General features: G+C 31.6%; 14 protein-coding genes. 12 read left to right on the top strand and 2 right to left on the bottom strand.

What is annotated here, in order from left to right; genetic code table 11:
- Positions 1-51: 51 nt before the first annotated feature.
- The 8 genes from AC5SLY_RS06210 (at position 52) to AC5SLY_RS06175 (ending at position 8,473) form a co-directional block, all read left to right on the top strand.
- Complete coding sequence (locus AC5SLY_RS06210) at positions 52-1,215, top strand: pyridoxal phosphate-dependent aminotransferase (RefSeq protein WP_006997633.1); 1,164 nt, start codon at positions 52-54, stop codon at positions 1,213-1,215.
- Positions 1,216-1,220: 5 nt separating this feature from the next.
- Entirely contained in the window at positions 1,221-2,717 is a 1,497-nt protein-coding gene (locus AC5SLY_RS06205) for an FAD-linked oxidase C-terminal domain-containing protein (protein ID WP_011281593.1), read from the top strand.
- The gene (locus AC5SLY_RS06200; protein ID WP_020168906.1) at positions 2,683-3,951 is read left to right on the top strand and encodes an FAD-binding protein; all 1,269 of its coding nucleotides are present in this window, start codon (positions 2,683-2,685) and stop codon (positions 3,949-3,951) included. Before AC5SLY_RS06205 ends, AC5SLY_RS06200 begins: the two co-directional genes overlap by 35 nt.
- Positions 3,951-5,237, top strand: coding sequence for a glycolate oxidase subunit GlcF (gene glcF, locus AC5SLY_RS06195; protein ID WP_494598751.1), 1,287 nt, complete (start codon positions 3,951-3,953; stop codon positions 5,235-5,237). The genes AC5SLY_RS06200 and glcF overlap by 1 nt, the downstream gene beginning before the upstream one ends.
- Before the next feature lie 11 nt (positions 5,238-5,248).
- Positions 5,249-6,202, top strand: a complete 954-nt coding sequence (locus tag AC5SLY_RS06190; RefSeq protein WP_494598750.1) for a 2-hydroxyacid dehydrogenase — start codon at positions 5,249-5,251, stop codon at positions 6,200-6,202.
- A gap of 132 nt (positions 6,203-6,334) precedes the next feature.
- Positions 6,335-7,621 (top strand): PQQ-dependent sugar dehydrogenase, encoded by a 1,287-nt coding sequence (locus tag AC5SLY_RS06185; protein WP_006997638.1) that lies wholly within the window; start codon positions 6,335-6,337, stop codon positions 7,619-7,621.
- A 70-nt stretch (positions 7,622-7,691) separates the two neighbouring features.
- The gene (locus tag AC5SLY_RS06180; RefSeq protein WP_006997639.1) at positions 7,692-8,087 is read left to right on the top strand and encodes a hypothetical protein; all 396 of its coding nucleotides are present in this window, start codon (positions 7,692-7,694) and stop codon (positions 8,085-8,087) included.
- An 8-nt stretch (positions 8,088-8,095) separates the two neighbouring features.
- The gene (locus tag AC5SLY_RS06175) at positions 8,096-8,473 is read left to right on the top strand and encodes a c-type cytochrome (protein ID WP_006997640.1); all 378 of its coding nucleotides are present in this window, start codon (positions 8,096-8,098) and stop codon (positions 8,471-8,473) included.
- A gap of 9 nt (positions 8,474-8,482) precedes the next feature.
- Here the strand turns inward: AC5SLY_RS06175 and AC5SLY_RS06170 are convergent, their stop codons facing one another.
- Complete coding sequence (locus AC5SLY_RS06170; protein ID WP_494573995.1) at positions 8,483-8,872, bottom strand: hypothetical protein; 390 nt, start codon at positions 8,870-8,872, stop codon at positions 8,483-8,485.
- Between the two features lie 11 nt (positions 8,873-8,883).
- Positions 8,884-10,002 (bottom strand): HupE/UreJ family protein, encoded by a 1,119-nt coding sequence (locus AC5SLY_RS06165; protein ID WP_018413635.1) that lies wholly within the window; start codon positions 10,000-10,002, stop codon positions 8,884-8,886.
- Here AC5SLY_RS06165 and AC5SLY_RS06160 point away from each other — a divergent pair.
- The 4 genes from AC5SLY_RS06160 (at position 9,965) to AC5SLY_RS06145 (ending at position 14,156) form a co-directional block, all read left to right on the top strand.
- Positions 9,965-10,804 (top strand): DUF4198 domain-containing protein, encoded by an 840-nt coding sequence (locus AC5SLY_RS06160; protein ID WP_494598749.1) that lies wholly within the window; start codon positions 9,965-9,967, stop codon positions 10,802-10,804. The two genes, AC5SLY_RS06165 and AC5SLY_RS06160, sit on opposite strands and share 38 nt — an antisense overlap.
- 164 nt (positions 10,805-10,968) lie before the next feature.
- Positions 10,969-12,129: a TRAP transporter substrate-binding protein gene (locus tag AC5SLY_RS06155; protein ID WP_494598748.1), complete on the top strand. Its 1,161-nt coding sequence runs from the start codon at positions 10,969-10,971 to the stop codon at positions 12,127-12,129.
- A 91-nt stretch (positions 12,130-12,220) separates the two neighbouring features.
- Positions 12,221-12,805, top strand: coding sequence for a TRAP transporter small permease subunit (locus tag AC5SLY_RS06150; RefSeq protein WP_011281580.1), 585 nt, complete (start codon positions 12,221-12,223; stop codon positions 12,803-12,805).
- Positions 12,795-14,156 carry a TRAP transporter large permease gene (locus AC5SLY_RS06145; RefSeq protein WP_006997646.1) on the top strand — a complete coding sequence of 454 codons (1,362 nt, stop codon included), beginning with the start codon at positions 12,795-12,797 and terminating at the stop codon, positions 14,154-14,156. Before AC5SLY_RS06150 ends, AC5SLY_RS06145 begins: the two co-directional genes overlap by 11 nt.
- The last annotated feature ends 8 nt before the right edge of the window (positions 14,157-14,164 follow it).

Genomic DNA, 14,164 nt, shown 5'->3' with positions numbered 1-14,164 from the left:
ATAAAAAAAATAAATTAAATTATAAAATATTGATATTAGAATTAAATTATTATGAAATTAGCAAAAAATTTACAAAGACTAGGAACTGAATCTGCATTTAGTGTTTTAGCTGAAGCAAAAAAATTAGAAGCACAAGGCAAACCAATGATCCACTTAGGTCTAGGTCAGCCTGATTTTAAGACACCCCAACACGTAGTAGATGCTGCAAAAAAAGCATTAGATGAGGGTCATCATGGATATGTTTTATCAAACGGAATTTTAGAGTGCAGACAAGCTGTTACTAGAAAAATTAAAAAACTTTATAATAAGGATATTGACCCTGAAAGAGTATTGATAATGCCAGGTGGGAAACCAACAATGTATTATGCGATACAATGTTTTGGGGAGCCAGGTGCGGAAATTATACATCCAACACCAGCATTCCCAATATATGAATCAATGATTAATTATACAGGTTCAACTCCAGTCCCTTATGACTTAACAGAAGATAAAGATTTAAAATTTGATCCAGAAAAAATTCTATCTTTAATTACAGATAAAACTAGATTGTTAATATTAATTAACCCGAATAATCCAACGGGAAGTTTTGTTGAAAAATCTGCAATAGATGTTTTAGCAGAAGGGTTAAAAAAACATCCTCATGTAGCAATCCTTAGCGATGAAATTTACAGTAGACAAATTTATGATGGAAAAGAAATGCCAACATTTTTTAATTATCCTGACCTGCAAGATAGATTAATTGTTTTAGATGGTTGGAGTAAAGCTTACGCCATGACTGGATGGAGAATGGGATGGAGTGTGTGGCCAGAAGAATTAATACCACATGTAAATAAACTAATTATTAATAGTGTTTCATGTGTTAATGCTCCGTCACAATTTGCAGGAATTGCAGCTTTAGACGGACCAGATGATGCAATCCATGAAATGATGGTAAAATTTGATCAAAGAAGGAAATTGATTCACGAAGGTTTAAATAGTTTACCAGGTGTGGAATGCAGTTTACCAGGAGGAGCCTTTTATGCATTTCCTAAAGTTATTGGAACAGGAATGAATGGTTCAGAATTTGCAAAAAAATGTATGCATGAAGCAGGAGTAGCAATAGTTCCAGGAACAGCTTTTGGTAAAACTTGCCAAGATTACGTAAGATTTAGCTTTGCAGCTTCACAAGACAACATATCTAACGCATTGGAAAATATCAAAAAAATGCTAGGCTAAGACTAATGAGTGAATTAGTTCTGCCAAAGATTGACAAAGCAACGATCAATAAAAAAGAATATATTTTTAAAAATCTTGCTAAAATTATCAATCCAGAAAATGTTTTAAGTCATGCAGATGATATTAAACCATATGAAACTGATGCATTAGCAGCTTACACGCAAACACCACTCGCTGTTGTGATGCCAGAAAACACTGAAGAAGTAAGTAACATTTTAAAGTTTTGTCACAAAGAAAATATTAAAGTTGTACCAAGAGGTGCTGGCACTGGTCTTTCAGGCGGAGCTCTACCTTTAAATGATGCAATTTTATTAAGTCTTGGAAAATTTAATAAAATTATAGAAATTGATTTTGAAAATAAATGTGTAGTAACCCAACCTGGTGTAACAAATTTAGGAATAACACATGCCGTACAACATAAAAATTTTTACTATGCACCAGATCCATCAAGTCAACTTGCATGCTCAATAGGGGGCAATGTTGCTGAAAATTCTGGAGGTGTTCATTCTTTAAAATATGGAACGACAACTAATAATATTTTAGGTGTTGAAATGGTAATGATGGATGGAACAGTTTGTAGAGTTGGTGGAAAAACTCTTGATCAAGAAGGGTATGATCTAATGGGATTAATTTGTGGTTCAGAAGGATTATTAGGAGTGATTACTGAAGTGACAGTAAAAATTTTAAAAAACCCTCAAGTAGTTAAAGCAGCGCTAATAGGCTTTCCAACAATTGAAGAAGGTGGAAATGCAGCATCGGAAATAATTTCAAGTGGAATTGTTCCAGCAGGTATGGAAATAATGGATAAAGCTTTGATAGAGGCAACAGATAATTTTAGTAAAGCAGGATATCCAAGAGATGCAGAACTTTTATTGATTGTAGAATTAGATGGAACCGAATCTGAGGTAGATGAATTATTAAAACAAGTCAGAAGTATTTGTGAAAAAAATAATTGCTCAAGTTTAAAATTGAGTAAAAATGAAAAAGAAAGACTATCATTTTGGGCAGGTAGAAAAGCAGCATTTCCAGCATGTGGAGCTATGGCACCAGATTATTATTGTATGGACGGATCCATACCAAGAGGAAAACTTGCAGAAGCTTTACTTGAAATAAAAAGACTTTCTGAAAAATACAAATTACCTGTAGCAAATTGTTTTCATGCAGGAGATGGAAATTTACATCCATTAATAATGTTTGATGGAAGTGATAAAGAACAACTGCGAAAAACAGAGGAATTTGGAGCTGAGATACTAAAGACGTGCGTTAGATTAGGGGGAGTGATCACTGGAGAGCATGGGGTAGGAGTAGAAAAAAGAGAACTAATGTGTGAGATGTTTAATAATACAGATATTCAACAACAATTAGATATTAAAAAATCGCTTGATGAAAAAAATTTACTAAACCCAGGAAAAGTTTATCCAATATTAAGAAAATGTGCAGAGGAAGGAAGGGTACATGTCCACAGAAATGAAGAAAAATTCCCAGATCTTCCAAGATTCTAATAATACTTATTATCCAGAAGATGAGCTGCAAGTTTCAAATCTAGTTCAGGAACTTTACAAAAAAAACCAACCAACAGAAATAATTGGCACAGGTTCAAAAAATTTTATTGGTAACAACATTCAATCTGCAAAAAAACTATCTATGTCTAAGTTGTCAGGTGTAATTGAGTATTTGCCTGAAGAACTATATATTAAGGTTAAAGCTAACACGCCATTAGAGTTAGTTGAAAAGGAGTTAGAAAAAAACAATCAAGAACTAGCTTTTGAGCCTATTGATTTTGGATTTATTGAAAATGGAAAATCAAATAAGGGCACCATTGCAGGCCATTTAGCTTGTAACTTTGCTGGCTCTCGAAGATTTAAAGTAGGAAGTTTAAGAGATCACATATTAGGTTTTAGAGGTGTGAATGGTAAAGGAGATATAATTAAATCAGGTGGGACAGTTGTAAAAAATGTTACAGGTTATGACCTATCAAAACTAGTAACAGGATCTTTTGGAACTTTAGTTGCTTTAACTGAAATAACATTGAAGGTTCTACCTAAAAAAAAATTATCTAATACAATTACTATACATACTGATGATAAAAAATTAGTTAAAAATTTATTTGATAAGATATCTAGTTCAAGTAGCGAAGTCTCTGGAGCTGTTTATATTCCTGAAGAACCCAAAGATGAAAATTATGACCAAAACAAAGAGATGGTCTTTAAATTTAATGACTTAAAATACAAAGGTTCATTTTTAGCACTAAGAATAGAAGGAGATAAAATTTCAATAGATGAAAAATTAAAAGCTTTAACAAATGAACTGGAGCTTAGTAAGCTGAATACAACAGTTTTAGATGTTCATCAATCAACACCTTTTTGGAAAAAAATAAATAATCTTGAAATATTCAAATCAACAAAGAATAACCTTTTAAGAGTAGTAGTGCCTCCTTCGAAAGGCCCTAAGTTGATGCAATTCTTAGGTAATAAGTATAAATATTACATTGATTGGTGTGGCTCATTATATTGGATAGAGGTTCAATCAAAAAAGAACTCTAAGGTTAGTGATATTAAAAAATTGACCAAAGAATTAGGTGGTTATTTAACTATCATAAAGACATCGGATGAATATGATTACGAAGAAACAATTTTTACAGTAGACGATATAAGACTTTTAATATCAGAAAAGATCAAAAAAAGTTTTGATCCTAAAAGAATTTTTAATCCTGGAAAAATGTATAGAGGAATTTAATGCAAACAAACTTTACTGAAAAACAATTAAAAGACAGTGACAACGCTGCAACAGAAAAAATTTTTAAAAAGTGTGTTCATTGTGGTTTTTGTAATGCAACTTGTCCAACCCATCAAATATTTGGTGACGAATTAGATGGACCGCGAGGAAGAATTTATTTGATTAAAGATATGTTGGAAAATCAAAAAAAGCCAACAGCAAAAACTGTAAAACATATAGATAGATGTTTGTCTTGCTATAGCTGCATGACCACTTGTCCTGCTGGAGTAAATTATATGCACATCATTGATCATGGTAAAAAATATATTGAAAAAAACTATGAAAGATCTTTTTTTGATAGAACAATTAGAAATTTTTTATCAGTAGTGTTACCAAACACAGGATACTTTAGATTAGCAAGTTATATGGTTAAATTAGCTAAACCTTTTAAATTTTTAATGCCATTAAAAATAAAAGATATGATGAATTTGATGCCGACAAGTTTTCCAAAAAAAACTATAAAACAAAAAGAAATTTATTCTGTAAGTGGGAAAAATAAAATTGCAAGAGTTGCTCTTTTAACTGGATGTGTTCAAAAAGAAATTTCTCCTCAAATTAATGAGGCAACAATCAGACTTTTAAATAGACATGGAGTTGAAGTGGTTGTGCCTAAAAAGATCAGATGTTGTGGATCATTAAATCATCATTTGGGAAAAGAAGATGACGCGCACCAAGATTTTAGAAATAATATTAATACTTGGTATGACGAACATCAAAAAGGAAATTTAGACGCTATTTTATCAAATACTTCTGGCTGTGGAACTACCATGAAAGACTATGGTTTCATTTTTAAAGATGATGAAGAAATGAGAAAGAAAGCAAAAGTGATTTCTGATTTAACAAAAGATGTTTCTGAATATTTAGATACTAATTTAAAATTAAATTTTAAAGTAAAAGATAAGAAGTACAAAATTGCTTATCATTCTGCATGTTCAATGCAACATGGACAAAAAGTACACAGTCAACCCATGTCATTACTTTCAAAAACAAATAATGAAATTATGGAAATTCCAGAAGGCCACATCTGTTGTGGATCTGCTGGAACTTATAATATTTTGCAAACTGAAATTGCCAAAGAATTATTAAGCAAAAAAGTAAAAAATATTGAAAGTTTGAAACCAGATTTTATATCAACTGGAAATATTGGTTGTATTACTCAAATTTCTAATGGAACGAAAACTCCAATTTTACATACCATTGAGATATTAGATTGGTATACTGGTGGCCCAAAACCAAAAATATTATAAAAAAACTAACTATGAAAAAAATTCTAATTACACGAAGATTGTTAAAAGAATCTGAAGACAAAGCTTCAAAAATGTTTGATGCAAAATTTAATGGCAATGATGAATTATATTCTCAATCAAAGCTTATCGAATTAAGTGAAGGTCATGATGCAATATTAACTTCTTTAACTGATAAAATGGATGAGGAGACCATAAACAAACTTCCAGACAGTATTAAGGTAATTTCTAATTTTGCAGTTGGATTTGGAAACATTGATTTAGAAGCAGCCAAAAAAAGAGGAATAGCTGTAACTAATACACCAGAGGTTTTATCTGATGCCACAGCTGAGATTGGAATTTTATTAATTCTTGGAGCATGTAGAAGAGTTCCAGAGGGCATTCAGGCTGCAAAAGAAAGTAGCTGGAAATGGTCTGCAGATTATTTGATAGGAAAGCAGTTAACTGGTACGAGGCTTGGAATTTTAGGAATGGGGAGAATAGGTCAAAAGATTGCAAAAATTGCAAAATCTTTAGGAATGATTATTCACTATCACAACAGATCAAAATTAAGTGACGAAAAAGAACAAGGTGCCATTTATCATGATAGCATTAAAAGTCTTTTTGGAGTTTCAGATGTATTGTCAATTTGTTGCCCCGCAACAAAAAAAACAGAAAATTTAATTAATAAAGAAACATTAGAATATTTTCCAACAGGTGCGGTTATAACAAATGTAGCTCGTGGAGACATTGTTGAAGATGAAGCTTTAATAGATGCATTAAATAGAAGAAAAATCTATGCAGCAGGACTTGATGTTTATAAAGGTGAACCAAATTTAAATTCAGGCTATCTGAAGATTAAAAGTGTTTTTATTTTGCCTCACCTTGGAAGTGCCACTAAGCACACAAGAATTGCTATGGCTAATCTAGCTATAGACAATATTGATGAGTTTTTCAAAACAGGAAATTGCAAAAATAAAGTTAATTAATACAACTTGGAATTGAAAGTTATTATTTTTTATAACGTTTATAGGAATTAATATAAATTTTACCTATTCACATTTGTTCTGTTTTGAGAGAAGCTTGATCATTGAATAATTAACATTAGAGGAGAGAAGAAAATGAAAAAAATACTTTCAACATTAAGTACTTTTTTGTTCGTAAGCTCAATTGCTACTTCTGTATTTGCTGCTGGTGATGAGGCAACAATTAAAAAGTTAAGTAGTATGTATAAATCAGGCGACGCTACACAAGCAATTGTAATTCCACAGGATACTAAATTTGCTGCAAATGTTAAAAAAAACATTTTGCCAAATATTAATTTGCCTGCTGGGTTTTCAATTAGTGTGTTTGCTATAGTACCTGATGCAAGACACATGGCTGTTGCAAGAAACAAAACAACAGTATGGATTGGAACAAGAAAAGATAAGGTTTGGCAAGCAACTGATAGAGACATGGATGATATTGCAGATACTGTAGAGCAGTTTGCTCCAACAGTTAAGTTTGATATCCCCAATGGTGTTTGTTTTAGTGATGATGGCCATTTGTATGTAGCAGAAAGAAACAGAGTTTTATGGTTCCCAGCTGCTGAATATTTTATGGAAAGTCCTGACACTGTAGCTGTACCGATTATTGATCAAGGTAATTTGATACCAGTTGAGGAGGAATCTTATAACCACACGGCTAGAGTTTGTGCTGTTAATAAAGCAGACAATAAACTTTATGTTAGTTTAGGTCAGCCTCACAACGTAGCTCCAGCTGATAAATTGGATTTATATCAAGAAACTGGAATTGGTGGAATGATTAGCTTTAATCGTTTCCCAGGAGACCTTGATAGAAAAGTTGTAGCAACAGGAATAAGAAATTCTGTTGGTCACGCTTTTAATCCTAAAGATGGATCTTTATGGTTTACTGATAACCAAGTTGACGGTATGGGAGATGAAACTCCTCCAGGTGAGCTAAACAGAATGCCTAAAATGGGCATGTGGTATGGTCACCCGTATACTGGTGGTGGAGAAGTTAGAACCAATGAGTATAAAGGACAAACAATTCCAAAAAAAGATGCTGATAGATATGTTAAGCCTCAAGTTGAGATGGTTGCACATGCTGCTGACTTAGGAATGATGTTTTATACTGGAAAACAGTTTCCAAAAAAATACCATAATGCAATTTTTAGTGCACAACATGGTTCATGGAATGCTGTAAAACCTAGAGGTGCTAGAGTTATGGTTACTTATCTAGACTCAAAAGGCAATGCTAAAAAGACAGAACCTTTTGCTGATGGTTGGATGACTGAAATGGGCACTTACTTAGGTAGACCAGTTGATGTTCAACAATACTTTGATGGCTCTATACTAGTGTCAGATGATAAAGCTGGAGTAGTATACAGAATCAAATACGAAGGTTAATAAAATATAAATTAGGGACCGGCTTAATCTCCGGTCCTTTTTTTTAAACAAAAATTTAAAGGAAACAATTATGATCAAAAAAATTTTAATAATTATATCATTTTTAGCAATTTGCACGGGAGTAAGCTTTGCAAATACAGATGAAAAAAAAGTATGCACAGGTTTTGGTACTTGGACAAAGGATGGAGAATATAAAATTGTAAGAAGTAAATGTATTACTGAAAAAGAATATCAGGCATCATTAAACGCTCCTGATTATCTGTGTAAATATTATCAAAAGTCTATTTGGAAAGAATCTGAAAGACCTTATGGAAAAAAACAGTATCAGTATACAGATTCAAGTTTAACAAAAATAAATGCCCTTAAAGATGAAGGTAAAGCCCTTTGTGATGCTGGAAAATTAAGGGATGGTGAAGCAAAACTTGTAGAAGCTATTAAAATTATTAGCCATACTCGGATGAATTAATAAAGAGTATGAAGAAATTAATTATATTAGCTATATTTTCTTTATCACTTTTGAGTACCCCTCAATTAGCTGCAGAAGTTAATTTAACGGAAACACTTAAAGCTGGTAAAGAAATTGCCCAAAATATTTGTTCTGGTTGTCATGGTGTGAGTGGTAAAGCCGAATCTGGTGGAAATTCTGGTGCAGTACCAAATATATATGCACAAGAAAGAGATTATCTAAAAATAAAGCTTAAAAATTATAAGTCTGCAAAATTACAACATCCTCAAATGACCATGATAGCTCAGATGCTATCAAACGAAGATATTGAAAATGTTTCAGAATGGTATTCAAGAATAAAAGTTAAAGTATTTGATCCAGAGATAGAATTATCAGAACCGAATTAAGTTAAGCAATTAAACTGTTTTTGGAAAACATACACCAACACCTATTTGTCCACCACCTTGTTTATTATAATAAGTATTAGAATATTTTGCATAACGAGTAATTTTATTAAACGTAAAAGTATTAATCATCTTTTCATTTAAAAAATGACCAACTAAAGCTTTTTCATTATTCAGGATAATTTCTAAAGAAAAAAGATATCTTTTTACTTCTTTATCAAAAATTTTAATCTCATCATTATTTGAAATATAAAAATCATAGTCTATAGTTTTTTGGCTCCATTCATTTTTGTCTGTCTCATAAAATTTAGTGTCCATTTTACAAAAATGTTCTAGTTTTTTTTCTTCTGTAAAAGAATTAAAAGGTAAAAAAAGTATAAACAATATAAAAAAATATTTCATATCAATTTTATTTAAAAGAATAATCTTTGAATAAACCAATAAAGACCAATGGATGCAATAATTAATGAAAGAGGTCTTGTAACTTTATTACGATACCATAATCTTTTTTGGAACAACAATGCTATAAAAACATAAGATAAAAAAATTACACTAATTTGCCCAAGTTCAACACCCACATTAAAAGAAATTAGACTTGAAATAAATAATCCATCTGAAATTCCAATTTCATTTAGAATACCAGCAAAACCCAAACCATGAAGTAATCCAAAAATAAAAATTATATAAGGTCTCGTTTTTTTTATATTTTCAGTAAATAAATTTTCAATAGCAATAAAACAAATAGATAAAGCTATAATAGGCTCCACAATAACAGATGGAATTTTAATTAAATTTAATACACCTAAAAATAAAGTAATTGTATGAGCCAATGTAAATATTGATACCTGTAGCAGTAAAGGTTTTATTTTGGGTGTTAACAAAAATAAGGCTAATACAAACAAGATATGATCTAAACCTTTGGGTATTATGTGTTTAAACCCTAAATGAGTGTATGATCTGATATTATCAAAAAAATCTACTTCTTTTTTATTTTTAGGGTTAAACCAGTCTGATTTTTTACCAGTCGCGATTAGTTTTGAATATAAATCTTCATTATTAGGAGAATTAACTCGTAAAATAATTGATCCTAAATTTTTGTCCCAAAAAAATTTTAAGTCTTCATCCTTTATATTTTGAATATCAAAATCAACAATAGTATCCCTAGCAACGTTGGTATTTCCAACCCCAGGTATATCTATATTCAGTAGAACTAAGTTATAATTAGAGTTAGTTGATATTAAATAAATTTTGTTTTGAAGGTTTTTTATTTTAGAATTAAATTTTTCAAGCAACTCAACTGCACTCATATTTCTTAAGCTTTCATATTTATCAGATTGTTTAGATTCTTTCGTATTCGAGTGATTTATGTCTACTTCTGCAATAATAGCCTCAAGATTTAATCGGATTGATAAAGTGGCATTTGTGATATTGTCTTCTTCATAAATATTGAGATTTGCAATTGCTGGACGCAATTCATGAGCATAAGATGATTGTATGAAAAATAATAAAAATATAAATATCTTAAAAAACATTAACTTATTAAAGCAGATTTTTTATTTTTTTGTAGTCTTATTATTTATTACTTTTTTGAAATTTAATTCATACGCACATGAATTATGGCTTGAGCCAATTAATTTTAAATTTAATAATAATGAAGTGTCCAAGATACATATTAAGGTAGGCCAAAATTTTAATGGCTCTCCATTTGGTTACTATGATCCAAATAAAAAAAATTTATATTTAGAAAACAAAAATAAAGTAATAAATTTACCTCAAAGAGATGGAAATTTTCCTGCAATTCAAACATTAATTTTAGATAAAGGTTTTCATATTTTAAATTATGAAACAAATTATGAATTCTTAAAATACGAATCTATTGAAAAGTTTGAAGATTTCTTAAAAGAGCAAAATTTTGAAAGCACTTTAGAAAAATTTGATAAAAATAAGCTGCCCACAGAGAGTTATCGAAGATTTGCAAAAGCATTAATGACAAATGGTAATAAAAGTTTTTTTATTCAAAAGCCAAAATTAGACTTTGAGATTATTGCTTTAACTTCACCATATAACTTAAAGGAGGAGATATTTGAGTTTCAACTATTTGAAAAGGGCAATCCTCTAGAAAACTGGCAAATTACTATCTTCAGTAGAGATGAAGAAAATAGCTACAAGGAAATTGTAAAAACAAACCCAAATGGAGTAGGAAAAATAAGGATTTTTGAAAATAGAACCTATTTATTGAGTGCAGTTAAGTTGGACAAAGCAAATTATATAGAAAAACTAAAATATAAATCAGACTGGTTTAGCTTGTGGGCAAGCTTAACATTTAAAAAATAATGCAATTTTAAGTTGTAGTTATAATAGTCGTACCATTGAATTAGCCTTATATAACAAGTGTTTTTTCAACAAAACTAAACACTATTCATTAGACTCTGATTTTGTTTTGTGCTTAAAATCATACCAGTTAATTAACTAATATAAATAACAAGGAGAGAAAAATAATGATTAAAGAAAAAAAATCATTGAAGAATTCAACTTCTTCAAGACGTAAGTTCTTTAAGACTGCTGCTAAAGCTGGTGTTGTAGCTGCAGCAACTGTTGCAATGCCAAATATTGCAACTGCAGGATCTCACGCTACTGTATTAAAGATGCAAGCTGCTTGGCCTTCAGGCGCAAACATCTTTTTTGAAATGGCGCAAGACTACTGTAACATGGTTAGCGATATGTCAGGTGGATCACTTAAAATTGATCTTCAGCCTGTAAACGCAATTGTTAAAACTTCAGAAATCGGAGCGGCGGTAAGCGATGGAATCGTTGATATGGGTCACTGGGTGACTGCGTATTGGTACGGTAAAAACGCTGCAGCTTCACTTTTTGGAACTGGTCCTTCATACGGAATGTCATCTCAAGAAGTTATGGGATGGATGGAGTATGGTGGAGGAAGAAAATTATATGAAGAAGCAGTAGCTAGTGTTGGATATAACTACACTGGATTCTTTCATATGCCTATGCCAGCACAACCTTTTGGTTGGTTCAAAAAGAATGTAACTAAAGTATCTGATGTTAAAGGTATGAAGTATAGAACAGTTGGTCTAGCGACTAACGTTTTAACTGCTATGGGAATGGTCGTAAGACAATTACCAGGTGGTGAAATCCAACCAGCAATGAAAACTGGTTTGATCGATGCTGCTGAGTTTAACAACCCAACATCAGACTCACAGTTTGGAATGCAAGATGTCTCTAAACACTATCACTTAGGAAGTTTCCACCAATCTCAAGAGATGTTTGAAATTCCTATGAACACGAAGAGACTGAACAGCCTTTCACCTGCTCATCAAGCTATCTTGAAGAACGCTGCTTATGCTGCTAACTCAGATAACTACTTCAAAGCACTTGTTAGATATTCTGACAGTTTAGCTGATTTGATGAACACACATAAGGTTAACGTTTACCAAACATCTGATGCTATTTTAGCTGAACAGTTAAAAGGTTGGGATAAAGTTGTTGGAGAATTCTCTGGAAAAGATGCATTCTTCAAAAAAGTGGTAGACTCTCAAAAAGCATACGCTAAGAAAGTAATGAAGTACTTGCTGATGAATCAGCCTAATTACAAACTAGCTTATGAAAATGAGTTTGGACCAATTGGAAAAGTTAAAATCTAATTAACTTTTTAATAATTTAAGAAGGGGGTTTCGGCCCCCTTTTTTTATAGTACAGTTTTTAACAAAATTAGAGTATCCTATTCAAATCATGATGAGAGCCTACATAAAATTAGCTGACACGTTAAGCACCTCGATAGGTAAGGCTTTTTCTTGGTGTATAGTTATTTTGATGGGTGGAACTTGTTATGAAGTTATGATGGCCTATGTATTTAATAAGCCAACACTTTGGAATTTTGACTTTAGCATGCAGATGTATGGTGCAATATTAATGATGTCAGGTGCTTATTGTTTAGCAACTGAATCTCATGTTAGAGGAGATGTAATTTACAGATTATTTAAACCAAGAACACAAGGCTATATTGATTTAGTACTTTATTTTATTTTCTTTTTTCCTGGTGTCGTGTCTTTAGCATTTTATGGCTATGAATATGCTGCACTTGCTTGGAAGATAAAAGAAACTAGTTGGAGTAGCCCAGCACAAATTAATATTTATATGGTAAAATCCTTAATACCAGCTGCGGGAGTATTTTTAGTTATTCAGGGAATAGCCGAAGTATTTAGAGCAATTATTTGTATTAAAACTGGACATTGGCCAGCAAGAATGGTTGTTGCAGAAGAAACAGAACAAATTTTAATGAGAACAGCGCAGGACGAGGATCAAAAAGATGTTATTTAGTTTAACAAATCCAGAAGTTGCCATCTTCATGATGGGGATATTTTTATTTGCGGTGCTATTAGGTTTTCCAATTGCCTTCACTTTAATGGCTATGGGAATAGGTTTTGGATATTATGCTTATTACGATCCTGCTTTAATGGATCACATATTTGATAATAGGATATTTTCTTTATTTGTAAAAAATACTTATACCGTTATGGATAATAACGTGCTCACCGCCGTCCCACTATTTCTATTTATGGGGTATCTAGTTGAAAGAGCTGGAATTGTATCAAAATTATTTTTTGCAATAAGACTTGCAGCTCACAGATTGCCAGCTTCAATGGCAGTAGCTGCTCTAATAACATGTACTTTATTTTCTACAGCCACAGGAATTATTGGTGCCGTTGTAACCCTAATGGGTCTACTTGCTTGGCCTGCAATGGTTAAAGCAGGATATGATAAAAAATTTGCTTCAGGAGTAATTTGTGCGGGTGGATGTTTGGGTATTTTAATTCCACCTAGTATCATGTTAATTGTTTATTCAGTAATAGCTCAGTTATCTCCTTTGAGATTATTTGCTGCAGCAATTTTTCCAGGACTTTTACTTGCAGGACTTTATATAGCTTATGCAGTAGGTAGAGCTTGGCTCCAACCATCAATTGCACCTAAGCCAAGAGCAGAAGATATTCCGCCACGAGCTGAAATTTTAAAAGAAGTATTAGTTTCTTTTGTTCCTCTTTTTGGATTAATTATGTTAGTTCTTGGAACAATCTTAGCAGGCATAGCAACGCCAGCAGAGGCAGCAGCAGCAGGAGCATTTGGTGCTATATTGTTATCTTGGTTTTACAAAACACTTAAATGGCAAAGTTTTAAAGAATCTGTTTTTCTAACAGCAAAAACTACAGCGATGATTATGTGGTTATTCATTGGTTCTTGGACTTTTTCGTCTGTATTTTCTTATCTAGGTGGTCATGAAATTTTTGAACATTTTTTTACATCAATTGAAATATCAACTTGGCAATTTTTAATTATTACTCAAGTAATAATTTTTCTTTTAGGATGGCCATTAGAATGGACTGAAATTCTAATTATATTTGTTCCAATATTTTTACCCTTACTTGAGGTGTTTGATGTTAATCCATATTTCTTTGCAATGTTAATCGCTCTAAATTTACAAACATCATTTTTAACACCTCCCATGGCTATGTCCGCTTATTACTTAAAGGGCGTTCAAAAGAAAAATGTTGAATTGATGGAAATATTTGCCGGAATTATGCCTTTCTTAGGAATAGTAATATTTGCTATGTTTCTTATGTATATGTTTCCAGGTATTGCTTTGTGGCTACCAGAAACGTTATTTGCAAACTAAATAATTTA

The organism is Candidatus Pelagibacter sp. PS_23 (genome assembly GCF_059417905.1).
This window is presented reverse-complemented; position numbering and strand designations above follow the sequence as displayed.